Origin of the sequence: Afifella marina DSM 2698 (assembly GCF_900102695.1) — a bacterium.
GTDB classification, from domain to species: domain Bacteria; phylum Pseudomonadota; class Alphaproteobacteria; order Rhizobiales; family Afifellaceae; genus Afifella; species Afifella marina.
The window spans coordinates 18,554-42,963 of record NZ_FMVW01000001.1; the positions used below are offsets into that span (position 1 = coordinate 18,554).

General features: G+C 63.6%; 18 protein-coding genes. 13 read left to right on the forward strand and 5 right to left on the reverse strand.

The window, feature by feature from the left end; genetic code table 11:
• Positions 1-214 precede the first annotated feature (214 nt).
• The 3 genes from BLP76_RS00125 to BLP76_RS00135 are packed head-to-tail and all read left to right on the forward strand — an operon-like array spanning position 215 to position 3,624.
• Positions 215-1,150: a hydroxyacid dehydrogenase gene (locus BLP76_RS00125; RefSeq protein ID WP_092808883.1), complete on the forward strand. Its 936-nt coding sequence runs from the start codon at positions 215-217 to the stop codon at positions 1,148-1,150.
• 5 nt (positions 1,151-1,155) lie between these two features.
• Complete coding sequence (locus BLP76_RS00130) at positions 1,156-2,148, forward strand: Ldh family oxidoreductase (protein ID WP_092808884.1); 993 nt, start codon at positions 1,156-1,158, stop codon at positions 2,146-2,148.
• Positions 2,149-2,166: 18 nt separating this feature from the next.
• Complete coding sequence (locus tag BLP76_RS00135) at positions 2,167-3,624, forward strand: NAD-dependent succinate-semialdehyde dehydrogenase (RefSeq protein WP_092808885.1); 1,458 nt, start codon at positions 2,167-2,169, stop codon at positions 3,622-3,624.
• Positions 3,625-3,763: 139 nt separating this feature from the next.
• Here BLP76_RS00135 and folK read toward each other — a convergent pair whose 3' ends face one another.
• Positions 3,764-4,303, reverse strand: coding sequence for a 2-amino-4-hydroxy-6-hydroxymethyldihydropteridine diphosphokinase (gene folK / locus BLP76_RS00140; RefSeq protein ID WP_092808886.1), 540 nt, complete (start codon positions 4,301-4,303; stop codon positions 3,764-3,766).
• Between the two features lie 153 nt (positions 4,304-4,456).
• Here folK and BLP76_RS00145 point away from each other — a divergent pair, with 153 nt between their 5' ends.
• Complete coding sequence (locus BLP76_RS00145; protein WP_092808887.1) at positions 4,457-5,641, forward strand: glycosyltransferase family 4 protein; 1,185 nt, start codon at positions 4,457-4,459, stop codon at positions 5,639-5,641.
• Between the two features lie 36 nt (positions 5,642-5,677).
• Here BLP76_RS00145 and ppk2 read toward each other — a convergent pair whose 3' ends face one another.
• Complete coding sequence (gene ppk2, locus BLP76_RS00150) at positions 5,678-6,547, reverse strand: polyphosphate kinase 2 (RefSeq protein ID WP_092808888.1); 870 nt, start codon at positions 6,545-6,547, stop codon at positions 5,678-5,680.
• A gap of 79 nt (positions 6,548-6,626) precedes the next feature.
• Between ppk2 and BLP76_RS19190 the strand changes: the two genes are divergently transcribed.
• Complete coding sequence (locus BLP76_RS19190; protein ID WP_338081411.1) at positions 6,627-7,964, forward strand: ATP-binding protein; 1,338 nt, start codon at positions 6,627-6,629, stop codon at positions 7,962-7,964.
• Between the two features lie 94 nt (positions 7,965-8,058).
• On the opposite strand, the gene BLP76_RS00160 is transcribed toward BLP76_RS19190, so the two are convergent.
• Positions 8,059-8,571, reverse strand: a complete 513-nt coding sequence (locus BLP76_RS00160; RefSeq protein WP_092808889.1) for a GcrA family cell cycle regulator — start codon at positions 8,569-8,571, stop codon at positions 8,059-8,061.
• 359 nt (positions 8,572-8,930) lie between these two features.
• Between BLP76_RS00160 and BLP76_RS00165 the strand changes: the two genes are divergently transcribed.
• From BLP76_RS00165 to BLP76_RS00185, 5 genes are all read left to right on the forward strand, one after another.
• On the forward strand, positions 8,931-10,133 hold the full coding sequence (locus BLP76_RS00165; RefSeq protein ID WP_092808890.1) for an aspartate aminotransferase family protein: 1,203 nt from the start codon (positions 8,931-8,933) through the stop codon (positions 10,131-10,133).
• Between the two features lie 12 nt (positions 10,134-10,145).
• The gene (argF, locus tag BLP76_RS00170) at positions 10,146-11,066 is read left to right on the forward strand and encodes an ornithine carbamoyltransferase (protein WP_092808891.1); all 921 of its coding nucleotides are present in this window, start codon (positions 10,146-10,148) and stop codon (positions 11,064-11,066) included.
• Positions 11,063-12,061: an Hsp33 family molecular chaperone gene (locus BLP76_RS00175; RefSeq protein ID WP_092809966.1), complete on the forward strand. Its 999-nt coding sequence runs from the start codon at positions 11,063-11,065 to the stop codon at positions 12,059-12,061. Before argF ends, BLP76_RS00175 begins: the two co-directional genes overlap by 4 nt.
• Before the next feature lie 175 nt (positions 12,062-12,236).
• Positions 12,237-13,616, forward strand: coding sequence for an efflux RND transporter periplasmic adaptor subunit (locus BLP76_RS00180; RefSeq protein ID WP_092808892.1), 1,380 nt, complete (start codon positions 12,237-12,239; stop codon positions 13,614-13,616).
• A complete protein-coding gene (locus BLP76_RS00185) occupies positions 13,613-17,008 on the forward strand; it encodes an efflux RND transporter permease subunit (RefSeq protein ID WP_244514317.1) in 3,396 nt (1,131 codons plus the stop codon). Before BLP76_RS00180 ends, BLP76_RS00185 begins: the two co-directional genes overlap by 4 nt.
• A gap of 16 nt (positions 17,009-17,024) precedes the next feature.
• On the opposite strand, the gene apaG is transcribed toward BLP76_RS00185, so the two are convergent.
• The gene (apaG, locus tag BLP76_RS00190; protein WP_092808893.1) at positions 17,025-17,417 is read right to left on the reverse strand and encodes a Co2+/Mg2+ efflux protein ApaG; all 393 of its coding nucleotides are present in this window, start codon (positions 17,415-17,417) and stop codon (positions 17,025-17,027) included.
• A 416-nt stretch (positions 17,418-17,833) separates the two neighbouring features.
• Between apaG and BLP76_RS00195 the strand changes: the two genes are divergently transcribed.
• From BLP76_RS00195 to BLP76_RS00205, 3 genes are all read left to right on the forward strand, one after another.
• A complete protein-coding gene (locus tag BLP76_RS00195) occupies positions 17,834-19,801 on the forward strand; it encodes a glycosyltransferase (protein WP_139163644.1) in 1,968 nt (655 codons plus the stop codon).
• Positions 19,802-20,018: 217 nt separating this feature from the next.
• Complete coding sequence (locus BLP76_RS00200) at positions 20,019-21,497, forward strand: glycosyltransferase (protein ID WP_092808895.1); 1,479 nt, start codon at positions 20,019-20,021, stop codon at positions 21,495-21,497.
• A gap of 285 nt (positions 21,498-21,782) precedes the next feature.
• Positions 21,783-23,900, forward strand: coding sequence for a catalase (locus BLP76_RS00205; RefSeq protein ID WP_092808896.1), 2,118 nt, complete (start codon positions 21,783-21,785; stop codon positions 23,898-23,900).
• A gap of 95 nt (positions 23,901-23,995) precedes the next feature.
• Here the strand turns inward: BLP76_RS00205 and BLP76_RS18510 are convergent, their stop codons facing one another.
• The gene (locus BLP76_RS18510) at positions 23,996-24,391 is read right to left on the reverse strand and encodes an aldo/keto reductase (RefSeq protein WP_111328847.1); all 396 of its coding nucleotides are present in this window, start codon (positions 24,389-24,391) and stop codon (positions 23,996-23,998) included.
• Positions 24,392-24,410: the final 19 nt, after the last annotated feature.

Below are 24,410 nucleotides of genomic sequence, written 5' to 3' on the forward strand. Positions count from 1 at the left end.
CGATCCGAGAAGCCCAGCGAACGCCGCCTCGCGCCTCCCCTTTCTCGGTGCGCGGCGAGATCTGCGTATGCCGGGCGACGCGGCCCTCTCAACAAGATTCGTGGACAAGGTGCCGCTTCGTCATCTATCCCTGCGGCGGTGGTGGCTATCACCGCTGCTCGCCTCTGCCATGGGCTTGCCGTTTCCTCCCGAAGGCCCGGTCGTTTCAGGAAAAATGTCCGACATCGTCATTTCCGAGTTTATGGATGAGGCGGCCGTTGCGCGCCTGTCCGCTCGCTTCTCCACCCTTTACGCCCCCGATCTTGCCGAAAAGCCCGATGCGCTGAAGGCGGCGCTTGCGGAAGCGCGAGCTTTGATCGTCCGAAACCGCACCGAGGTGCGGGCGGATCTGATCGAAGGGGCCGATGCGCTCGAATGCGTCGGCCGGCTCGGCGTCGGCGTCGACAACATCGATACGCAATGCTGCGCCAGGCGCGGGATCGCGGTTTATCCGGCCGCCGCGGCGAATGCGCTTTCCGTTGCCGAATACGTGATCTCGACCGCGCTTCTGCTTCTGCGCGGCGCCTATCTCTCCACGTCTGCCGTCGCCGCCGGGCAATGGCCGCGCGGAGATCTGATGCGCGGCCGCGAAGCGAGCGGCAAGGTGATCGGGCTTATTGGTTTCGGCGCGAGTGGCCGCGAAACGGCGCGTCGCGCCGAGGCCCTCGGCCTCGACGTCATCGCCACCGACCCGCATATCCCGGCCTCTGACGCTGCCTGGAACGAGGCGCCGCGCACCGACCTTGCAACGCTTCTCGCGGAGGCCGACGTCGTCAGCCTGCATGTGCCGCTGACGGACGAGACGCGCTATCTCATCGATGCGGCCGCGCTTGCCCGCATGAAGCCTGGCGCGATCCTGATCAACGCCGCACGCGGCGGCATCGTCGATGAGACGGCGCTGGTTGCGGCCTTGCGGGAGGGCAGATTGGGCGGTGCCGCACTCGATGTCTTTGAGACCGAGCCCCTGACGGCCGAAGCGGGGGCCGTCTTTGCGGATCTGCCGAACGTGGTTTTGACGCCCCATATTGCGGGCCTCACCACGGAATCGAACCTGCGCGTCGGTCGTGTCATCGCTGATGCGGTCATCAATCATCTCGAGGGCCGCAAGTGACACAGATGCGCCTCGGCGAACTGCGGCATCTTGTAGAGGCCGCCTTGACCGTCTCGCGTGTGAGCCCCGAAAACGCCGCATCCGTCGCCGGCGCGCTCGTGGCGGCCGAAGCCTGCGGCCAGACGAGCCACGGCCTGCGTCGCGTCGAGGCCTATTCGGCGCAGGCGCGCGCCGGCAAAATCGACGGCTTTGCGGTGCCGAAGGCCGAAATCGTCCGCCCGGCCACGCTCTCCGTCGATGCGGCGCACGGCTTCGCCTATCCCGCGCTCGATCTGGCGCTCGCCGAACTGCCGCCGCTTGCGCGCAGCCAAGGGCTGGCGATGGCGGGGATTAAGCGCTCCAGCCATTGTGGCGCCATGGGCGTGACGGTCGAAGCCTTCGCCGAAGCCGGGCTCGTGGCTCTCATGTTCGCCAACGCGCCGGGCGCCATGGCCCCCTGGGGTGGGCGCAGCCGTCTTTACGGCACCAATCCGATCGCCTTTGCGGCCCCCCGCAAGGATGCCGGCCCGGTTGTCGTCGATTTGTCGCTGTCGCAGGTGGCGCGCGGCAAGGTGATGGCGGCCAAGCAAAGGGGCGAGGAGATCCCTGCGGGCTGGGCCTTCGATGCGGCGGGCAAGCCGACGACCGATCCGGTCGAGGCGCTTGCCGGCACGATGGCGCCGCTCGGCGGAGCCAAGGGGACGGCGCTCGCTCTTATGGTGGAGATGCTTGCCGCCGGGCTCAACGGCGCCAATTATGCGAGCGAGGCGAGTTCCTTCTTCGACGCCGAGGGCGGCCCTCCGAACACCGGTCAGCTGATCATCGCCATCGATCCTGCGGCCTTCGGCGCCGACGCCATTGGCCGTTTCGGCGATCTGGCGGCGATGATCGAGGCCGATCCTCCCGCCCGTGTGCCGGGCGCGAGGCGCCAGGCGCTTCGGGCGGAGGCGGAAGAGAAGGGAATTGAAATGGATGACGCGGTGATTGCCACGGTTCGGGCGATCGCCAGCATCGAATGAAATGAACGGGAGTGAGGCATGCTGCAGAAGACGCATTATTGGAAACGCGAAGCCAATCTGATCGGCGAGGAATGGGTCGGAGCCGATTCCGGCGAGACGATCGACGTCACCAACCCGGCGACCGGCGAGACGATCGGCACCATCCCGAAATGCGGCAAGGCAGAGACCGAGCGCGCCATCGAGGCGGCTGCTGAGGCCTTCGAGAGCTTCAAGAAGACGAGCGCCGACGAGCGCGCCAAGCTTTTGCGCGCCCTGCACGACGCGATCATGGACAATCAGGATGCGCTCGCCGAGCTCCTCACTCTGGAGCAGGGCAAGCCTTTGACGGAATCGAAGGGCGAGGTCGGCATGAGCGCCGCCTATGTCCTGTGGTTCGCGGAAGAGGCGCGCCGCATCTATGGCGATCTCATTCCGTCTCCGTGGAAAGACCGCCGCATCATGGTGACGAAGCAGCCGGTCGGCGTCATCGGCGCCATCACGCCGTGGAACTTCCCTTCCTCCATGCTGTCGCGCAAGATCGGCCCGGCGATCGCTGCAGGCTGCACGGCCGTCGTCAAGCCGGCGACGCAGACGCCTTATTCGGGCCTTGCCTGGGGTGCGCTCTGCGAAGAGGTCGGCATTCCGAAAGGCGTGGTCAACGTCGTCACCGGCTCCGCCAAGGATATCGGTGCAGCGCTCATGGAAAGCCCGAAGGTCCGAAAAGTCACCTTCACCGGCTCCACCGATGTCGGCAAGGTTCTGATCCGCCAGTCGGCCGACACGGTGAAGAAGGTTTCGATGGAGCTCGGCGGCAACGCGCCGTTCCTGGTCTTCGATGATGCCGATATCGACCGCGCGGTCGCCGGCGGCATTGCCGCTAAGTTCAGGAATTCCGGCCAGACCTGCGTCTGCACCAACCGCTTCTACGTCCAGGCCGGCATCTACGACCGTTTCGCCGAGAAGTTCGCCGAAGCCGCCAAGGGCCTGAAAGTCGGCTCCGGTCTCGAAGAGGGGACGCAGCAGGGCCCGCTCATCGACGACAATGCGGTGGCCAAGGTCGAAGAGCTTATCGGCGATGCCGTCGACAAGGGCGGCAAGGTTATCGCGGGCGGCAAGCGGCACGAACTCGGCGGCACGTTCTTCGAGCCGACCGTGATCGCCGATGCGAAGCCTGAGATGCGCTTCTCCAAGGAAGAGATCTTTGGCCCTGTCTCGCCGCTCTTCAAATTCGAGACGGAGGAAGAGGCGGTCGCGCTGGCCAATGACACGGAATACGGTCTCGCCTGCTATTTCTATACGCAGGATCTCGGCCGCGCCTTCCGCGTCTCAGAAGGGCTCGATTATGGCCTCGTCGGCGTCAACGAAGGCGTTATCACGACGGAGGTCGCTCCCTTCGGCGGGGTCAAGGAATCAGGCCTTGGTCGCGAAGGCTCCAAATACGGCATCGACGATTATCTGGAGATCAAATACGTCTGCATCGGCGGTCTCGGGCTTTAATCGCCGAGACGCCGCTGGGTTTGATCGGCCTCTCCCTCATCCGAGGGGGAGGCCTTTTTCGTGCAACAACTGTTTCGCGGCTGATAGGCGGCAGACGAGGTTGCTAGTCAGTCAGGTGCGCCACATCAGTCGCGTCGCATCAATTCCGTCGCACGGGCTCGCGATGCCAGTTGCCGGGGCCTGCCGGGGTGAGATCGGAAAGATCGAGCCGCGTCAAAATCTCGCTCGCCGGACGTTCGCCGATCTTCGCCGTCGGCCAAAGATCGACGAGCGGCTTTAGGGCAAAGCTTCGTTCCGTCAGATGCGGGTGCGGGATCGACAGCTCCGGCTCGGCGAGGAGCTCTTCGCCGTAGACGAGAATGTCGATATCGATGACCCGCGGCCCCCAATGTTCGGCACGGATGCGGCCGAGCTCCTTCTCAACGTCGAGAAGGGCCGCAAGCAGCCGCCGCGGGCTCAGCTGCGTCTCGATCAGAAGCGCCGAATTGGTGAAATCGGGCTGGTCGGTCTTTCCCCATGGCCGGCTCACATAAAGCGGAGCGGCGGCGGTTACGGTGACACCGTCCACATTCGCGATGGCCTTCGCGGCCTTGCGAAAAGTGTCCGCCGGATCGCCGAGATTGGCTCCGAGCCCAAGCACGGCCTTGACGGCGCCGCAGGCGAGGCTGCGGTGAATCATGCGAAAACCTCGTGGTCGAGGTGATACGTACGCGAATCGTTCCATCAGCACAGGTAGAGATGCCTGCCGGATCGAGGCAAGCCCCGCGTCCAAGATATTAACGACCTCTTATCCATGCTGGCCGATAATGTTTGTTTGGGCCGGGAGGACAAAATGCAGAATGCAGGCGAACCCCTCAGGATCTTGCATGTGCTGCGTGCGCCTGTCGGCGGCGTTTTTCGCCATGTCTGCGATCTGATCGAAATGCAGGCCGACCGCGGCCACAAGGTGGGCATGATCTGCGATTCCACCACGGGAGGGGCGTTCGAAGCCGGGCTTTTGGCCGAACTTGAAGCCCGCCTCGCCCTCGGCCTGAAGCGCACGCCGATGTCTCGCCCGATCCGGCCGGTCGATCTCGGCGCATTTCTGCGCGTGCGCGCCCATGCGGATTCGGTCGCCCCCGACGTCATCCATGGTCATGGCGCCAAGGGGGGCGTTTTCAGCCGCCTGACCGCGGCAAGCGAGCGCCGCTCCGGCCGTGTCGTCGCGACATTCTATACGCTCCATGGCGGCAGCTTGAACTTCGACCGCCACACCTTGGCGGGGCGTCTCTATTTCGGCGTGGAGCGCTCTTTGGAGCGGGTGACGGATTCGCTCATTCACGTTTCCGCATTCGAGGCGGAAACCTACCGCGAGAAAGTGGGTGAGCCGCGTTGCCCCGCCCATGTCATCTACAACGGCCTGCGGCCGGGCGAATTTGAGCCGGTCACGAAGATCGACAATCCTGCGGACTTTCTGTTTCTCGGCGAATTGCGCCCGCTAAAAGGCGTCGGTGTACTGTTGCGGGCGCTGGAGATCCTCAACGCAGAAGGCAACAAACGGAGCCTTGCGATCGTCGGTGGCGGTGTTCGTGAGCAGATCGAGACCTATCGGGCCTTTGCCGCAGAAAAGGACCTCGACGTGCGCTTCCACGCCCCGATCCCGGCCCGCCAGGCCTTGGCGCAGGCGCGCATGATCGTCGTGCCGTCTTTGGCGGAATCGCTGCCTTATGTGGTGCTGGAGGCGGCGGCGGCCGGGACGCCGATGATTGCCACGCGCGTCGGCGGCATTCCTGAGATTTTTTCAGGCGAGGAGGATCGTCTGATCGAGCCTGGCAACGAGAGAGCGCTCGCCTCCGCGCTCACAGCTGCGCTTGAAAACCCTCAGCGCCTTGTCGAGGAGGCGGCCGCAAGGCGCGTCTTCGTGCGTGAGCGCTTTTCTCTCTCCGGCATGGCCGAGGAGAATGAGGCCCTCTACCATGAGGCACTTTCACGACGCCGCGGCGGACGCGCCATGGATGCCACCCTGAGCGCCAGTTGAGCCGTCGCTTTTCGGCGCAGCCCGCGGCTTTTGGGCTCAGCCGGTTGGCGACGCTTCGACTTCGCTCAAAAACTCCGGTCCCTGGGAGACGATCGCCTCATCCAACTCACCGATGCGCTCGCGATTCTTTCCGTCATAGGGCAGCGTGAGAAGGACGGTGCGTATGAGATTGAGCCGTGCCCGTCTCTTGTCGTTGGCGCGCACCACGTACCAGGGAGCTTCATGCGAATGCGTTGCGGCAAGCATCCGGTCGCGGGCGGCGGAGAAGGCCGGCCAGCGCTTGATCGCTTCCTTGTCGACCGGCGAGATCTTCCAGGATTTGAGAGGGTCGTGTCGACGGTCGTGGAACCGCTTCAGTTGCATCTCGCGACCGATATTGAGCCAGAACTTGAAGAGGTGGACGCCGTCGCGCACCAGCATGCGCTCGAAATCCGGCGCCTCGCGCAGGAAAACTGCGGCCTCGGTCTCGCTGCAAAAACCCATCACGGGTTCCACGACGCCACGATTGTACCAGGAGCGGTCGAAGAGCACCATTTCGCCATTGCTCGGCAGCTCTTCCACATAGCGCTGGAAATACCATTGCCCGCTCTCGCGCTCCGTCGGTTTGGCGAGCGCCACGATGCGGGCGTGGCGGGGATTGAGATTTTCCCGCAGGACCTTGATCGAGCCGCCTTTGCCGGCCGCGTCGCGACCTTCGAACAACAGCACGATGCGCTGATTGGTGTTTTGAGCCCAGGCGAGAACCTGCACGAGCTCGCGCTGCAGATCGCGCAGTTCGTTTTCGTACTTTGTGCGCTTGAGCTTCTTGGAATAAGGAAAGTTACCAGAGGTCAGCGCGTTCTCATGCACCCATGCCGGCAGTTCGGGTGCATCGAGATCGAAGGTGGAAAAGTCCTGATTGTTCATGTGCAGGTTGATTCTCTGACTCAGACTTGTCACGCAGCGAGTCTACAGAACGCTGAATGGCTTTACGAGAGCGGCAAAAGTGATTGAGGAGACGAACACGGAAAACAACCTTTCGGTGAATTCTGCCCGCCCGCTTGCACGCCTCGCCGCGGCGCGTTTGCCGCTTTTGGCGACGGCGCTTGTGCTGGCGTTTGTGACCGTCAATTTCTCCGTGCCGGTTCTGTGGTCCGTTCTGGGATTTGTTTTCGTCATTATCGTCACGGCAGCAGCTCCTGCTCGCATACGCTCTGAGCGGTTGTCATCCGCGGCCGCGCACAGTCGTATCCTGTGGCCCGACACCGGGATGAAGGCGGTCGTCTCATCGCTGCCGCACCCTGCGTTCCTGCTCGATCAGCGCGGTATCATGCGCTTCTCCAACGAGGCAGCGACCGCTGCGTTCCCGCAGGCCCGCCCCGGCGACCCGCTTTCCATGAGCATCCGGACGCCGCGTCTTCGGGATGCGCTGGCTGCGGCCCAGGGTATGGTGACGAGCCGGTTCGAGTATCGCGAGCGCAGCGGAGCGGAGACCGTCTATGTGGTAACTGTTCAGCCGGTGCTGCATGCCGCTGCCGCGGCGCCTTTCATTCTCCTGCTTTTCGAGGATGTGACCGAGCGCCTGGCGACGGCCAGAATGCGTGCCGATTTCGTCGCCAATGCCAGCCACGAGCTCCGCACGCCCCTTGCATCCCTCTCGGGCTTCATCGACACGCTCCAGGGGCCGGCCCGCAGCGATCCCAAAGCTCAGGACCGCTTTCTGGCCATCATGCGCGAACAGGCGGAGCGCATGCGCCGGCTTCTCGACGATCTTCTCTCTCTGTCGCGGCTTGAGATGCGGGTGCATCAGCAGCCGCGCGAGCATATCGATCTCGCACAGATCGCGCGCCGCGTCGTCGACGGCCTGCGTCCGCTTGCCGAGCATCTGGAGGTGGAGGTGACGCTCGACGTTCCGGCCGAGCCCGTCTTCGTCCTGGGCGACGGCGACGAGCTCCATCAGGTGTTGGAGAACCTGGCGGAGAATGGTCTCAAATACGGAAGCGCCGGCAAACGTCTCGACGTGAGATTGACGCAGCAGCGCCTGGACGGTGAAACTGTCGTCCTGGCAAGCGTGCGCGACTGGGGGCCGGGGATTCCGTCGGAGCACCTGCCGCGGCTCACCGAGAGGTTCTACCGGGTCGATGTCGCCTCAAGTCGCGAGAAGCAGGGAACGGGCCTCGGCCTCGCCATCGTCAAGCATATCCTGACGCGCCATCGTGGCCGTCTCGATATCGAGAGCGAATTGGGCGCCGGTGCGACCTTCACGGTGCGCCTGCCGGCTGCCGAAGCGCCGGCGGATCGGATCACGGCGGACGAGGCGCCGACGCCTGCCTTGGCCGGCTGATCCCGCGCGGCGAAGAAGTCGGAGTTTCACAAAAAAGAAAGCGGAGCCGAAGCTCCGCAGTCTGTTACGCCAGTCTTCGGGAGTAAAGCTGAACTCAGCCGTTCGCGGCCCGCTTCATGCGCCGGCGCGGATCGGATGTCTGATAGGCGACGCCCGCATGGTATTCGCAATAGGGCGAGCTCTCCAGGGAATCGCAGCCGCAGAAATGGAAATCCTCGTCGCCCGGATCGCCGATCGGCCATTTGCAGGTGCGCTCGGTCAATTTCTCGATCGTCAGGCGCCGTGAGATCGGCATGACGAGAGCGTGCACGGGCTGCAGTTCGGTTTCCTGCTCAACTTCCATTTCTACCTCTACCTCGGCCTGTAGCGCTGTGGCGCCGACGGTCACGGTTTGGCGCTGTTGCCGGACGGGAGCGGAATTGCGCGGTCGACGCGCCCGCTTGATCGTTGAGGTTGGCTGACCGCGTCCGGAAAGCCCGAGCCTGTGAATCTTGCCGATGACGGCATTGCGCGTGACGCCGCCGAGCTCTCCGGCAATCTGACTGGCGCTGAGGCCTTCCTGCCAGAGCTTTTTGAGAAGATCGACTCGTTCATCGGTCCAGGACATGGGCGTCTTGGCTCCTTGCTGCCGCGTTTGTGTCATTGGCGGAATCCGTCTGCGTCGCAGGGGGCGAAAAACCTGCGCCAACGCAATAACTGGTAGGGGATCCGGTCCGCCACACGAGATGTCGTGTTTAACGATTTCGAAACTACCCGATCGGTCGACTCTTCGACAAGAGTCCCGCCGGCGATTTGATGTTTTTCCCCTGGATACGGCAAAAGTGAGTCCGGAATGCCACACAGGCATGCTCAAAAGCCGCGCATTGCGCAGTTTGCCGGCCTCATGATAAACGAAGCGCAGCCGCCGTTGGGCGGCTTTTCGCATTTCAACAGCAAAATCTTACCCTATCGGATCGGACCACGCCCATGTCGGCCGCCTCTCCTCTGTCTTCTCCTCTTTATGCGACCTATGCCCGTGCTGAGCTCGCCTTCGAGCGCGGCGAGGGTGTCTGGCTGGAGACGACGTCGGGAGAGCGATATCTCGACCTGATGGGCGGCATCGCCGTCAACGCTTTCGGCCATGCGCATCCCTATCTGGTCGAGGCGCTGAAGCGGCAGGCGGAAAAGCTCTGGCACGTCTCCAACATCTTCGAGATTCCGGGTCAGGTGGAACTCGGTCGCCGTCTTTGCGCGGCGAGCTTTGCCGACCGCGTCTTCTTCACGAATTCCGGCGGCGAGGCGATGGAATGCGCCATCAAGACGGTGAGGCGCTACCACCACGCCAAGGGACAGCCGCAGAAGAACCGCATCATCACCTTCGAGGGCGCCTTCCATGGCCGTACGCTCGCGACGATCGCCGCCGGCGGTCAGGCGAAATATCTGGAAGGTTTCGCGCCCAACGTCGAAGGCTTCGACCAGGTCGCCTTTGCCGACCGTGACGCGCTGAAAGCGGCGATCGGCCCGGAAACGGCCGGCATTCTCATCGAGCCGATCCAGGGCGAGGGCGGCATCCGCCCGGTGCCGCACGAATTCCTGCGCTTCATCCGTGAGCTCTGCGACGAGCATGGCCTCTTGATGGTGCTCGACGAGATCCAATGCGGCATGGGCCGGACGGGTCGCCTCTTCGCCCATGAATGGGCCGGCGTCACGCCGGACGTGATGGCGATCGCCAAGGCGATCGGCGGCGGCTTCCCGCTCGGCGCCTGCCTGGCGACCCGTGAGGCGTCGGAGGCGATGGCGGTCGGTTCGCATGGCTCCACCTATGGCGGCAATCCTCTCGCCATGGCCGTCGGCAATGCCGTTCTCGATCTCGTTTTCGAAGATGGATTCCTGACGGAGGTCTCCCGCAAGGGGCTCCTCCTCAAACAGAAACTTGCCCGCCTCGTCGATGCCTATCCCGATCAGCTGAAAGATGTGCGCGGCGAGGGGCTGATGCTTGGCCTCGTCTGTGCAGGCGCTCCGGCGGAAATGGTTGCCCGCCTGCGCAAGCACGGCGTCCTCACGGTCGGCGCGGGCCACAACGTGGTGCGTGTCCTGCCGGCGCTGATCATCTCTGAGACGGAGATGGATGAAGGCGTGAACCGTATTGAAGCTGCGCTGCGCGCCGCCGGTAAATCCGCTGCCGCGTAGGGAGAATAGAAAATGAGCCTGCGTCACTTCCTCGACCTCGCCGACATTCCGTCTGACACGCTGCGGCTGATCCTTGACGACGGCAAGCAGCTGAAGGCTGCCCGCCGTGCGGGTCCCGTGTCCGAGCGGCCGCTCGAAGGCCGCATCCTTGCGATGATCTTCGAGCAGCCCTCGACGCGCACCCGCATTTCTTTCGACGTCGCCATGCGCCAGCTCGGCGGCGACGCGATCCTTCTGAGCGGCAAGGAAATGCAACTCGGCCGCGGCGAGAGCGTGAGCGACACGGCGAAGGTTCTGTCGCGTTATGTCGATGCGATCATGATCCGCACGCTCGACCATGACATGGTCGCAGCCCTCGCCGAGCACGCCACCGTCCCCGTCATCAACGGGCTGACGCGCCGCTCGCATCCCTGCCAGCTGATGGCCGACCTGATGACCTTCGAAGAGCACAGGGGCGGCCTCGAAGGCCGCAAATTCGCTTGGCTGGGTGACGCGAACAACGTCATGAATTCGTGGGTCCATGCGGCCGAGCGCTTCGGCTTCAGCCTGGATGTCGCAAGCCCGTCTGAGCTGGGCGCCGACCAGGCGATCCGCGACTGGGCGCAGGAGCATGGGGCGAAGGTGCGTTTTCTCGATGCGCCGGAAGAGGCCGCGTCTGAGGCCGACTGCCTGATCACCGACACCTGGGTTTCGATGGGCGACGACGAAGGGGGGCGGCGTCACAATCTCTTGAAGCCGTACCAGGTGAACGACCGCATGATGGAATATGCGAAGAAAGACGCCATATTTATGCATTGCCTGCCCGCACATCGCGGCGAGGAGGTGACCGCCAGCGTGATCGACGGCCCCCAATCGGTCGTCTTCGATGAAGCGGAAAACCGCTTACATGCGCAAAAGGCGATCCTTTCCTGGTGTCTTTCGGAGCCCTCGTGAACGATACGACTGTCACACAGACTGACTCACGCGCGGACGACCGCGCTCTGCCCTTTCAAGTCGATCCGCTGGACGTGCGTGGCCGCGTCGTCACGCTCGGACCGGCGATCGATGCCATTCTCGCGCGCCACGATCTGCCGAGACCCGTCAAAGTTCTTCTCGGCGAGGCCGTGGCGCTCGCCTCGCTGCTCGCCACCTCTTTGAAGGATACGGGCCGTTTCATCCTGCAAACGGAGACGGATGGTCCGGTCTCGATGCTCGTCGTCGATATCCGCACCCCGGGCGAGATCCGCGCCACGGCCACCTGCAACCGCGAGCGCGTGGAAGCCGTGACGGTTTCCGGCCGTGCTGCGAGCGGCGACCTTCTTGGCCGCGGCACGCTCGCCATGACCATCGAGCAGGGCAAGACCGGGCGCCGCTACCAGGGATATGTGCCGCTGGAAAACGAGAGCTTGGAAGACGCGGCGCATTCCTACTTTCGCCAGTCCGAGCAGATCCCGACGCGCGTGCGCCTGGCCGTCGCCGAAATCGTCGATCGTGGTAGTGAAGGCGAAGCCCAGCAGGCCTGGCGCGCAGGCGGGCTGATCGCGCAGTTCTTGCCGGAATCGAGCGAGCGCATCAAAGTCCGCGATCTCCATCCGGGCGATACGCCGGACGATGCCGACGTGGCCGATCTGCCGCTTGAGGACGATGCCTGGCGGGAAGCCGTTGCGCTCGTCGACACGGTGGAGGATCTTGAGCTGATCGACCCGGCCGTTCCGGCCGAACGCCTTCTCGTGCGCCTCTTCCATGAACGTGGCGTGCGCGTCTTCGAGCCGACCGTTCTGCGCGATCATTGCACCTGTTCGCGCGAGCGCATCGAGCAGGTGTTGGAGCAGCTTCCCGCCGATGAGCTGGAAGAGGCGGCAGTCGAGGGTGCAGTAGAGGTCCGTTGCGAGTTCTGCGGCAAAGAGTATCGGTTCACGCCCGAAGAGCTGAATTCCGGCAAAGTCTGACCGATCGTTAAGTTGTCGGCCACGTTGCCGCATGCCTTACCATTCAGCTGGTGTTCACCTGGAACCTCTAAAGTTTCGGGCGATCTGATGCCGTTGAATCGCAAAGGATATTGCTCTGACCGACAAGGCCAAGACGCCATTCCTGCTGGTTGAGTCCGCCGCGCCGAAGCGCGGTATGGAGAAAGACGAGCTGCAGCCTGCCCAACAGCCGGCTGAGGAGGAGGCGTCGCGCTCTTCCGAGCGGCGGGACAGGACCGCGCATCCTTTCTGGCGAGGTCTCCTCCAGACCGTGCTCGTTTTCGTGGTGCTTGCCGCCGCGGTCGCCGGCATGCGCTATATGGCTGCCACGGCGCCGGAGGGGCCGAAGCGGCCGCCGAGCGAGCAGGTCTATACGGTCCAGACGCAGACGGTTGCGTTCGGCAGTCATCAGCCGGATTTTTCTGTTTTTGGCACGACGATCGCAGGAAAGACGGTTGAGCTACGTGCTCTCGTCGCCGGCGAGATCGTGTCCATTTCGGACGATGTCGAAGTCGGGCGTCGTGTCGAGGCGGGCGACACGCTCGTCACGCTCGACGACTTTCCCTATCGCGGCGCACTCACCGAAGCGCGCGCCAATCTGCGCGAGGCGGAAGCGACGCTCACCGAACGCCAGGCGAGCGTGCGGGCCGAAGAGATCGCCGTTTCGCGTGCGCAAGAACAGCTGGAGCTCGCCCGCACGGATCTCGAACGCGCCGAACAGCTGCGCGCCCGCGGCACCGGCACCCAGCAATCCCTCGACGAGCGGCAGCTGATATTGAGCCAGCGGGCCCAGGCACTCGAAGAGCGGCAGAGCAATCTCGAAGTTGCCCGTGCGCGGCTGGAGCAACAGCAAGCGGTGAACGATCGGCTGCGCTGGCGCGTCGAAGAGGCGGAGCGAAATCTCGCCGACACGGTTCTGAAAGCTCCCTTCGACGGCGTCGTCATGAACGAGACCGCGGGACTTGGGCGCAAGGTGAGTGCCAGCGATCTCCTCGTGGAGCTCTATCGTGAAGGCTCGGTGGAAGCCCGTTTTGTGGTGAGCGATCGCCAGTTCGGTCGTCTTATCTCGGATCCCGAAGGTGTCATCGGCCGCAAGGTCGACATCACCTGGACGGTCGGCGGCGAGCCCCTCGTCTATGAGGGCAAGATCGATCGCATCGGTGCGGAGGTCGTGGCCGACCGTGGCGGCGTGGAACTTTTCGCCAGCGTTAAAGACCGGCCGGAGGTCGACCTCAGGCCGGGGGCCTTCGTGGAAGTCTCCGTTCCCGACAAGACGTGGCAGAACGCCGTGCGGCTGCCGGAGACCGCGCTTTACGGCGGCAATGCCGTCTTCGTCGTCGAGGACGGGCGCCTTCAACGACGCCCCGTCGATGTCGCGGCCTATGACGGCGCCGACGTCATCGTCACCTCCGGTTTGTCGGAAGGCGAGACGGTGATGACGACGCAGATCGCCGACGCGCGCGAAGGCATCAAGGTTGCGAAACCTGGCGAGAACAAGCGCATCTCTCCGGCCATGTCGATGGGGCATGGCTCGTGAGTGCGGTGCCGCCCGCTCCCCCGTCGAGCCCGCGGCGTGATGCCATCCCGATTGTGGAGCTTTTTGCGCGTCACGCCAATGCCGCGAACCTCTTGATGGTGCTGATGGTCCTGTTCGGGATCTTCGCCCTTCTCAAGATCAACACCCAGTTCTTTCCCTCGCTCGAAACCGACACGATCTCCATTTCCGTCTCCTGGCCGGGGGCGAGCGCGGAGGACGTGGAATCCAATATTCTGGAGGTGATCGAGCCGGATGTGCGCTTCCTCGACGGTGTCGACGAGATGCGCTCCTATGCCCGCGAGGGGAGCGCCACGATCTCGCTCGAATTCGAAGACGGCGCCGACATGCAGAAGGCCCTGTCGGATGTCGAGGCGGCGGTGGCGGCGATCACCAATCTGCCGGAGGATGCGGAAGAGCCGGAAGTCTCCTTCAGACAATGGCGTGAAGCCGTGGCGAGGCTGGCGGTCACCGGCCCCTATTCGGAGACGGCGCTGCGCGCCATCGCCAAGAAGATCCATGATGGGCTGATCGATGCCGGCATCGATTCCGTCACCTATACCGGCTTTCGCGACCGTGAATTGGTGGTGACGGCCGAAGAGGCGGAATTGCGTCGGCTCGGCCTGACGGTCGGCGACGTCTCCACCGCAATCGCCGGCAACAGCCGCGACCTGCCGTCGGGCGAGCTTGATGCGTCCATGTCGCGTCAGGTGCGTGCACTCTCCGATGCCAAAGATCCGGCGGCGATCAAGGAGATCGAGGTCAAGGGCTTCGCTTCCGGCGAGAGGATCCGCGTCGGAGATTTCGCCGACGTCAACGAGCGCTTCGACCCGGACGACAAAGAAGGTTTGGCACGCGGCCAGCGTGCGATCGAGCTCTACGTCGAGCGTTCCGCCAGCGCCGACACTCTCGCCAGCGCCCGGCTGATGAACGATTATCTGGAGCGCGTGCGCCCGACATTGCCGCCGGATGTCGAGATTCTGAAATACGACGTCAATGCCGATCAGGTAGCCGACCGGATCATGCTTCTGGTCCGCAACGGCCTCCAGGGCCTCATCCTCGTCGTCATCATCCTGTTCGTCTTTTTGAACGGCAGCATCGCCTTTTGGGTCGCCGCTGGCATTCCCATTGCCATGATGACGACGCTCGGCGTGATGTATGTGAGCGGGCAAACGCTCAACATGATGTCGCTCTTCGGGCTTATCATGATGCTGGGCGTCATCGTCGATGATGCCATCGTCGTAGGAGAGCACACAGCCACACGTTCTTCCAGGGGCGATGACGGGCTGACGGCGGCCATCCGCGGAGCGGGCCATATGATGACGCCGGTCTTCGCTGCGAGCCTGACGACGGTTGCAGCCTTTGCGCCGCTCTTCCTTGTGCGTGGCGGCATCGGCCAGTTCATCCAGACCTTGCCACTCGTCGTCATCGCGGTGATCCTTGCAAGTCTCGTCGAATGTTTTCTGGTCCTGCCCGGCCATCTCGCCCATTCGCTGACGCGGGTGCGCCATTTCGGCTGGTCGATGTGGCGCTGGGTATTCGTCTCACTGTCCGTTGCGGCCGCCGTCATCCTGACGCTGCGGCCAGGCACGGGCGAGCTTCTGGGGCTTTCCTGGCTTTCCGCGCTCGGCGACTGGTTTTCGGAGCGCCCGTCGTCCTTGCAGCTTCTTCTCACGGTCGCTTTCGCCATGACCGTCGGGGCCCTCATCGAGGCTGTGTTGGCTGCGCTCTCGCATCGCCGCGAACGCAGCACTCACCGTCGCACGGCCTTGCGTCGTGGTCTCGACAACGGCTTCGAATGGGTGCGCAGCGGACCGTTCTTGCGGCTCGTCCGCTTCACCTATCATTGGCGCTACCTCACGGTGGCGCTCGCGGTCGCGAGTTTCATTCTCACGATCGGTCTTCTCCAGGGCGGCCGTGTCGCCTTCGTGTTCTTTCCGTCCCCGGAGGCGGAGACGATCCGCGGCCGCGTGGAATTCAATCCGGGCACGCCGCGTGAGGAGGTCGAGGAGACGGTCCGAAGGCTCGAATCCGCTCTCTGGCAGGCAAGCGACGAGCTCTCTCCGGACAAGCCGCTGATCGTGGCTGCGTTCACCACGATTGGTTCGGCGGGGCGCTCGGAAGGCGACAATCTCGCAGAATTCAGGGTGCAGCTCGTCACCTCCGAAGCGCGCGATGTGCGCACGCCGACGATCGTGCGCGCCTGGCAGGAAAAGGCGCCGGACCTTGCCGGTATCAAGCGCTTTGCCGTTTACGAGATGCGCGGTGGGCCGCCGGGGCGTGACGTCGATATCCGCTTCCGCGGCGGCAACGCGGCCGATCTCAAGAAGGCCGCCGAAGAGGCGGCGGAGGTTCTCTCCGGCTTTCCGGGTGTTTCCGGCGTGGCTGACGACCTGCCTTACGGCAAGCCCGAGCTCGTCATCCGCCTGACCCCGCGGGGTGCCGCTCTCGGCCTCACCAACGAAGATGTCGGCCGCCAGGTGCGCAATGCGCTGGAAGGCGCCATTCCGCGCCGCTTCGCCGATGGCGACGAAGAGGTGACGATCCGGGTTAAGCGCAAGCTGGACGGGGAGGGCACAGCCGCCCTGCGTGCTCTGCAATTGCGAACGCCCGCAGGTTTCTACGTGCCTCTTGAGGAAGTCGCGACCTTGAGCGAGCGCCAGGGCTTTGCCTCTATCCAGCGCGTCGACGGCAAATCGAGCGTTGCCGTTACCGCCGATGTCGATCTCGCCGTGACCAATCCGGGAGCGGTTCTCGCCTCTTTGCGCGAGAGCGGTGCGGTCGACCGGATCGCCGCGCGTTATGGGCTCGATACGGGCTTTTCCGGGCGTGCGGAGGAGCGCGAGGACGCCTTCGCCGACCTGAAGCTTGGCGCGGTGATCGCTCTCGCCGTCATCTACATCCTGCTCGCCTGGGTCTTCGCCTCCTATCTGCGGCCGATCGCGGTGATGCTCATCATTCCCTTCGGCTTCGTGGGCGCGACGCTCGGCCATTTGTTCATGGGCTTCGACCTGACGATCCTGTCGCTCTTCGGTTTGCTGGGACTGGCCGGCATTCTGGTTAACGATTCCATCATTCTCGTGGACCGGCTCGAGGAGCGTTTGAAGGATGGGGATGATCTCGCCGAAGCCGCGATCGGGGCGAGCACGGACCGTCTGCGCGCGGTGCTCCTGACCTCGCTGACGACGATTGCCGGGCTTGCTCCGCTTTTGACGGAGACGAGCCTGCAGGCGCAGTTCCTCTTGCCCATGGCGATCACCATGGTCTTCGGTCTGGGCTTTGCGACCGGGCTCGTGCTCTTCCTCGTGCCGGCGCTGATCGGCATCGGCGGGGATATTTCGCGTCTCTTCCGCATCGCCGCGGGACGGCGCGTCTCGGCTTTTGCACGGTCTTGAGACTGCGCGCTCGTTCTTAGTGAAGGAGCGCTTTTTGTCCCGGAAGGTCGAGCGAGAAAGCCGGAATCTCGACGGTGAAGCCGGAGCCCGTCTCGCTCACCATGTCGTAGCTGCCCACCATGATCCCTGAGGGTGTGCTGAGCGGACAACCGCTCGTGTAGCGAAAAGTCTCGCCCGGCGGGATTTCGGGCTGCTCGCCCACGACGCCCGGTCCGTGAACCTCTTCCGTGCGCCCGAGTGCATCGGTGATCTGCCAATGGCGCCGCAACAGCTGCACCCGCTCCTGGCCTTCATTGGTGATTTCGATCGTGTAGGCCCAGAAGAACCGGCCCGCCTCGCGATTGGATTCTTTTTCCAGAAACTCAGGCGCGACGGAGACGGTGATGTTGCGGGTGGTGGCGCGGTACATGGTCGATCCGATTCTTTGCGGCGCTTTTTGCGTGACGTGGTCACACAGCGCAAGCTCTTTGCGTCTCGGCGGAGCGCTCCGCTAAGGATTTGTTTACCACGCGCCTCGTGCTAAAGTTGTATCTCTGGCGGGCTTGAAGGGGGGCGAGCTTGCAAGGGGAAAGTCCGGGTATCCGCCGCATCGGCGGCGGGTCGCGTCAACCTGTGTCCGTGCCGCCGAGACGGGCCTTTCCGGCGGTTTCCCGCACCGCACGTACTTCGCCGTCCGCTCCATCTCCTGCCGATTTGCACCGCCCAGGCAGAGCGGCGCTGCCGGCCGATATCGCTTTCCTCGCCGGGCGCGGCCTCACGCCGAGAACCCTCGCTCTCGCGGCCCAGCTCGCGAGACAGCGCGGAACCGCAGCCAGCCAGGAATTGATGGCTCTGCCGGGCTTTTCACGCACCCTCTACTGGCGGCTTCTTGCCGAGCATCTTGAACTGCCTTTCATCGGCGAAGGCGAGCCGGTGACGCTCCTGCCGGAGGCCCTGCCGCCGACTGTGGAAACCATCGCCAGATCCAGGCAAATGCTCGTTGAGAAGGACGCTGCGCGCGTCCTCGTGCTCGCACCTGAGGGGCCCGCCCGGGTCGAGGAATTGCAGCGCCTTTTGGCGGGGCGGCCCGAGCTCAAAGAGCGCTTTGCGATCGCCGATCCGGCGACGATCCAGGCCTGCCTTCTGGCGCGCAACGACGCCGGCCTTGCCTATTGCGCCGCGCATCGGCTGGCACGCGCAAAGCCGCAGCTCTCGGCGCTTCTCTGCAGCTCGCCAAAAGGACGGCTCGCGATCGCTGCGGCGCCGATGGCCTTGATCGCTCTGATCCTCGTCTCGCCCCTGCCCTCCGGGCGCATCGTCGCGGTGCTTTTGAGTGTCTTCTTCTTTCTTTCCATGCTGCTCAAATCGGCCATTGCCTTCCTGCAGACGACCGAACGGCCTGCCTCGCCTTTGAGAGATGCGGATCTGCCGAGCTACACGGTCCTCGTGCCGCTCTACCGCGAGGCCGGGATCGTGCCTGATCTCATTTCCCATCTCGATCGCATCGATTATCCCTCCTCGAAGCTGCAATGCCTCCTCTTGATCGAGGCCGAGGACGAGGCAACGCTTGCCGCCGCAAGGCTTCATGCGTGCCATCCGCGGTACCAGATCGTCGCCGTTCCGCCGCAGGAGCCGCGTACGAAACCGAAGGCTCTCGTCTATGGCCTGCCCTTCGCCACAGGGCGCCTCGTGGTCGTCTATGACGCGGAAGATCGCCCCGAACCCGATCAACTGCGCAAGGCGGCGGCCGCCTTTGCGAATGACCCGGCACTTGGGTGCGTGCAGGCGCGGCTCACCATCGACAACACCGAGAACGTCATCTCGAAGCTGTTTGCCCTCGAATATGCGGCCAATTTCGACGTGTTCCTGCCGGCCCTCGCCGAGTGGCGGATGCCGCTCCCGCTCGGTGGCACATCCAACCATTTTCCGCTCGCTGTCCTGAAGAGGATCGGGGCCTGGGATCCCTTCAACGTCACCGAGGATGCCGATCTCGGAATCAGGCTCGCGCGCTACAAGTATCGCAGCATCACGATCGCCTCGCGCACCTTCGAGGAAGCGCCGGTTTCGCTTTCGCAATGGATGGGACAGCGCCGTCGTTGGGTGAAGGGCTGGATGCAGTCTCTCCTTGTCGCCATGTGGCCGGCGCAGGGCTCTGCACCAGCTCTGACTGCTAAGGACCGCCTGGCGGTTCTGGCCATTCTGGGGATGGGCGTTGCCGGACTGCTTGCCTACGCACCTGCCTGCCTTGTCGGCCTCCTGGCGGCGTTGTCCTTCGGCGGCATGCCGGAGCCGGACGGCCTCCTCTCCTGGAGCCTTTTCGCCACGAATTTCCTCAACGTGACGGTGCTCGTCCTGTCCTCGGCGATTATGGCCTTCCGCGGGCTGCGATCGGTGGGACGGCCGGACCTCGTGCCCATGATTGCGCTCCTGCCCTTTTATTGGCTGGCGATGTCGCTCGCCTCCTGGCAGGCGTTCTTCCAGCTCCTGCGCCGCCCGTTTCTGTGGGAGAAGACGGCCCACGGGCTGTCGAGGGCGCGCGGGATGAGGCCCGATACTCCAAGCGCCACGGGGACATTGCTCAGCGGTTCATGGTTGAGTGCGCCGTTGCGCAAATGGACATGGCTCGCAAGCCGCTGCCTGGGTCTGCGATTTGCGAGACGACAGGTTGTGCCACCTCCAACCATCCTTCGCCCGCGCGGCTCTGATGCGAAACGTTCCGGACCTTGGGGTGCAAGTCCTGCGGGCCAATTTCGGCGGCTCCGGTTGAGCCTAAGACGGCTTATGGTTAGAAAAGCCGTCCACCCTGGAAGCTGAGCTTCCTTTCCCGCAGATGGCCGCCTCTGTCTCTGGCCGCGCTTCTTTGACACTTTCTGTCGTTCAACTGTGATTTTTGCCGACAAGATTCGCGTTCACAGGCTCCTCGTTGGCGCTTTTATTCGCAAGCTCGGCCACATTGTGACCTTCCCCGAGCGAACCCCCGGCATAGGTTTTGCATCTGCGGCGTTGAACCCATGAGGATTTGAGAACAGGCATGGCACGACTCATCGATTCCGACCACCACGCCTCGCTGAAGGATTACGAGCGCATCGCGCATCTGAGCAACGATGTGCGCGATCTCCGCGACGAGGCTGAAATGCTCCTGCCGAAATTGCAGGGGCGGCGTGTCTGGATGGTCAACTCGACGGCTCATGGCGGCGGCGTTGCGGAGCTTTTGCCGCCGTTGATCACCCTGCTGCGCGAACTCGGCGTCGACGCCAACTGGCTCGTCATGGAAAGCGACGAGGACGAGTTTTTCCGCCTCACCAAACAGATCCACAATCTCATCCATGGGGCGGGGGACCCCGATCTCAGTAACGGCGCCCATGCGCTTTACGAGAAGGTGAGCCATTCGGTGGCGGCCCGTCTCGCCGAGTTCGTGAAGCCGAACGACGTTCTCGTCATCCACGATCCGCAGCCGCTCGGAGCCGGCGCGCTTCTGCGCGAGCGCATGGATCTGACCGCCATTTGGCGCTGCCATATCGGCCTCGACGAGGAGACGCCGGAAACCATCGCCGCCTGGGATTTCCTGGAGCAATGGGCGGTGAAATACGACCACACGGTCTTCACGGCGCCGGAATATATCCCGCGCTGCCTCGCCGGACGGGCCAGCATCATCCATCCCTCCATCGATCCCTTGAGCCACAAGAACCGGGATCTGCCGGTGCACAAGCTCGCCGGCATCCTAGCCAATGGCGGTCTGATCACGGCGACCGGCCCGACATTGACGCCGCCTTTCGAAGAGCGTGCGCAACGGCTGCAGAGGAGCGGAGAATGGGCGCCGGCGACCGAGCCTGAAGACCTCGGCCTTCTCTTCCGACCCATCGTCACGCAGGTGTCCCGCTGGGACCGTCTCAAGGGCTGGGTGCCTTTGATGCAGGGCTTCGTGAAGATGAAAGAAGCCTTGAAGACGAACACGCTGAGCGAGGAGGAGCGCCTCCCGCTCGACCTGGCGCGGCTGGTGCTCGCCGGTCCCGACCCGGAATCGGTGACCGACGATCCGGAAGGTCTAGAGGCGCTGCAAGAGGTGATGGACACCTACCTCTCGCTCGACCCCGACCTGCAGGACGCGATCGCCGTCATCTCCCTGCCGATGACCTCGCCCGTCAACAACGCCCTCCTTGTCAACGCGCTGCAGCGCTGCTCGGATATCGTCGTGCAGAATTCGGTCCGCGAAGGTTTCGGCCTGACGGTCACGGAGGCGATGTGGAAACGCGCGGCGATTGTCGGCTCGCAGGCGGCGGGTCTTCGCCAGCAGATCCGGCCGGATCTCGATGGCCGCCTCGTCAAGGATGCCCACGACACGGACGACATCGCCCGCACGCTGACCGAGCTTTTGCTTGACCAGGAGCACCGGGACGCCTTTGGCCTGAGCGCGCAGCAGCGCGTCCACAACGAGTTCCTGGTTTTCGCCCATGTGCGCAACTGGCTGCGCGTCCTCACCGAGACGCTCGACGGTCGCGCCGCTGCCTGATCGTCAAACACCTCAACGTGGATCTCCTGATCGGGCAGTTCCTGCTCGGGGTGCATAAGCCGGGCGGTGATTTTAACACCGCCCGGCCTCTCGAGAGGCTGGCCAGGGAGATGGTTCGTCCACCAGAGCGACAAGATCGCGGCCGACACGGATGCATCATCCACCGATCGGCCACTTCCGTTGCGCAGCTAAAGAAAGTCTCCACGATGTGAGGGAACGGGCCCATCGGGGCCCGTGTTGCGCCTGAGACAGACAATCGACAGCCCGCATCGAGGAGACAGTCTCATGGCAAGATCTGATCAGGATATGAAACCCGTCGACTTCGCCGATCAGAAGGTGCTGCGCGGCACGGGCGGCGAAGTGCATCAGGTTGCGACTGGCAAGAGCAAGCCGCTGACGACGGCGCAGGGTGTCCCCGTCTCCGACGATCAGAACTCACTGAAAGCCGGCCGCCGCGGCCCGACGCTTCTGGAAGACCAGCATTTCCGCGAGAAGATCTTCCATTTCGACCACGAGCGGATCCCGGAGCGCGTCGTGCATGCGAGAGGCTTCGGCGCGCATGGCTATTTCGAGACCTACGAGAGCCTGTCCGACATCACGGCAGCCGATCTCTTTCAGCGGCCGGGCGAGAAGACGGATGTCTTCGTGCGCTTCTCGACGGTGGCCGGCAACAAAGGCTCGGCCGATCTCGCCCGCGACGTGCGCGGTTTCGCTGTGAAATTCTACACGAAAGAAGGCAACTGGGACATCGTCGGCAACAACATCCCGGTCTTCTTCATCCAGGATGCGATCAAGTTCCCCGACCTCATCCATTCCGCCAAGCAGGAGCCCGATCGCGGATTTCCGCAAGCGCAGACGGCGCACGACAATTTCTGGGATTTCATCTCGCTGACGCCGGAATCGATCAACATGGCGCTGTGGATCATGTCCGACCGCACGATCCCGCGCTCGTTCCGTTTCATGGAGGGTTTCGGCGTCCACACCTTCCGCTTCGTCAATGCCGAGGGCAAATCGACCTTCGTCAAGTTCCACTGGAAGCCGAAGCAGGGCATGCAATCGGTCATCTGGAACGAGGCGTTGAAACTGAACGGCGCCGACCCGGATTTCCATCGCCGCGACCTGTGGGACGCGATCAAGATGGGCGATTATCCCGAATGGGAGCTCGGCCTGCAGCTCTTCGACGAGGATTTTGCCGAGAAGTTCGATTTCGACGTGCTCGATGCGACGAAGATCATTCCCGAAGAAGAGGTGCCGGTGAAGCCGGTCGGGCGCATGGTCTTAAACCGCTGCGTCGACAATTTCTTCGCCGAAACCGAGCAGGTCGCCTTCCATACGGGCAATCTCGTGCCGGGCATCGACTTCACCAACGATCCGCTCCTGCAGGGGCGCAATTTCTCCTACCTCGACACGCAGCTGTCGCGTCTCGGCTCCACCAATTTCACACATCTGCCGGTGAATGCCCCGCGCTGCCCCTTCCACCATTTCCAGCAGGACGGTCATATGGCGTTCCACAATCCGGTGGGGCGCGCCAATTACGAGCCGAATTCCTGGAGCGGCGAGGAAGGCGGGCCGCGCGAGGATCCGAAAAGGGGCTTTGCCTCGCATCCGGAAGCCCTCGAAGGCGAGAAGAGCCGCGTCCGCTCCGAAACCTTCGCCGACCATTACAGCCAGGCCCGGCAGTTCTACATCTCACAGACGGAGGTTGAGCAGGGGCATATCGCTTCCGCGTTCACGTTCGAACTCTCCAAGGTGGAGACGCTTGAAATCCGTGCCCGCATCGTCGCCCATCTGAGGAACGTCGATGAGGATCTGGCGAAAAAGGTGGCGGACGGGCTGCGCCTCAAGGAGATGCCGGAGCCGATCGAAGCGGCCATGCCGACGAAGACGGAACTCAAGACCTCGCCCAAGCTCTCCATCATTTTGAACGGCCCGGAGAGTTTTGCCGGCCGCAAGCTCGGTGTGCTCGTCACGGATGGTGTCGATATCGATCTCGTGAAAGCACTGAAATCGGCAGTTGAGGCGGAAGACGCGATGATCGAATTCGTGGCACCGATGGTGGGCGGTGTCGAAGCCTCCGACGGCACCTGGATCGAGGCCGACGAGAAGATCGATGGCGGGCCTTCCGTCCTCTACGATGCGGTGGCGATCCTTGCCTCCGAGGATGCGGTTGCCGCGCTTGCCAATATGCCGCCGGCAAAGGATTTCGTCTCCGACGCCTTCGTGCATTGCAAGTTCATCGGCTATTCGCAGGCGGCGAAGATGCTCTTCGAGAAGGCGGGAATTGCCTCCGACATGGATGCGGGCTGCGTTGCCCTCTCGGGCGCCGGCGAGGCGAAGAACTTCGTGAAGAGCCTCGGCAAGCTGCGCGTCTGGGACCGCGAGCCGAAAGTGAGCGCAGGCTGAGCACAGCGCGAGAATGACAACAGGAAGGCGCGGCGTCCCAGTCGCGCCTTTTTTGTCTGCAAGCGGCCTTTGCGAAAAAGTCAGCGCCTGCGGCGTCACTCCGACAAAAAGGCGCCGATGATGGCGACAACCTTGTCGGCCGCAAACAGCTCGTCCGGGCGGCCGAGCTGCGACAAGCCGTAACCGAGCGTGTCCTGCGAGGAGCCATACATCGGCGAGGAATCGATGACCCGTCCTCCGCTGTCGAAGAAGGCCTGCATCACCTGCGCGCTGCGCTTGAGGAGCACCGGATCTTTGCCGACATTGAAGGTGATCCAGGTGCCGAGGCCGACAGCGGGGATCATCTCGCCGCTGGAGGGGATCTTCCGCATGCCGGCCTCAACCGCCTGCGCCTGTGAAGGGCGGTTCGGCAGGGTGGAGGCAAGGGCGAGTGCCGCGCTGCCGGAAAGAAGCGCGCGCCGGCTCAAAGAGGGCGTGTTGAGATCGTCCATCGCCTCTATCTGGCGTCAC

Excerpts from the sequence above, each read along its gene's own strand:
- BLP76_RS00160 (WP_092808889.1), bottom strand. The coding sequence starts at position 8,571 with ATGTCCTGGACCGATGAACGAGTCGATCTTCTCAAAAAGCTCTGGCAG.
- BLP76_RS00195 (WP_139163644.1), top strand. The coding sequence starts at position 17,834 with ATGGCTCTGCCGGGCTTTTCACGCACCCTCTACTGGCGGCTTCTTGCC.
- ppk2 (WP_092808888.1), bottom strand. The coding sequence starts at position 6,547 with ATGAACAATCAGGACTTTTCCACCTTCGATCTCGATGCACCCGAACTG.
- BLP76_RS00135 (WP_092808885.1), top strand. The coding sequence starts at position 2,167 with ATGCTGCAGAAGACGCATTATTGGAAACGCGAAGCCAATCTGATCGGC.
- BLP76_RS00125 (WP_092808883.1), top strand. The coding sequence starts at position 215 with ATGTCCGACATCGTCATTTCCGAGTTTATGGATGAGGCGGCCGTTGCG.
- BLP76_RS00205 (WP_092808896.1), top strand. The coding sequence starts at position 21,783 with ATGGCAAGATCTGATCAGGATATGAAACCCGTCGACTTCGCCGATCAG.
- BLP76_RS00200 (WP_092808895.1), top strand. The coding sequence starts at position 20,019 with ATGGCACGACTCATCGATTCCGACCACCACGCCTCGCTGAAGGATTAC.
- BLP76_RS00130 (WP_092808884.1), top strand. The coding sequence starts at position 1,156 with ATGCGCCTCGGCGAACTGCGGCATCTTGTAGAGGCCGCCTTGACCGTC.
- BLP76_RS18510 (WP_111328847.1), bottom strand. The coding sequence starts at position 24,391 with ATGGACGATCTCAACACGCCCTCTTTGAGCCGGCGCGCGCTTCTTTCC.
- BLP76_RS00145 (WP_092808887.1), top strand. The coding sequence starts at position 4,457 with ATGCAGAATGCAGGCGAACCCCTCAGGATCTTGCATGTGCTGCGTGCG.
- argF (WP_092808891.1), top strand. The coding sequence starts at position 10,146 with ATGAGCCTGCGTCACTTCCTCGACCTCGCCGACATTCCGTCTGACACG.
- apaG (WP_092808893.1), bottom strand. The coding sequence starts at position 17,417 with ATGTACCGCGCCACCACCCGCAACATCACCGTCTCCGTCGCGCCTGAG.
- BLP76_RS00165 (WP_092808890.1), top strand. The coding sequence starts at position 8,931 with ATGTCGGCCGCCTCTCCTCTGTCTTCTCCTCTTTATGCGACCTATGCC.
- folK (WP_092808886.1), bottom strand. The coding sequence starts at position 4,303 with ATGATTCACCGCAGCCTCGCCTGCGGCGCCGTCAAGGCCGTGCTTGGG.
- BLP76_RS00180 (WP_092808892.1), top strand. The coding sequence starts at position 12,237 with ATGGAGAAAGACGAGCTGCAGCCTGCCCAACAGCCGGCTGAGGAGGAG.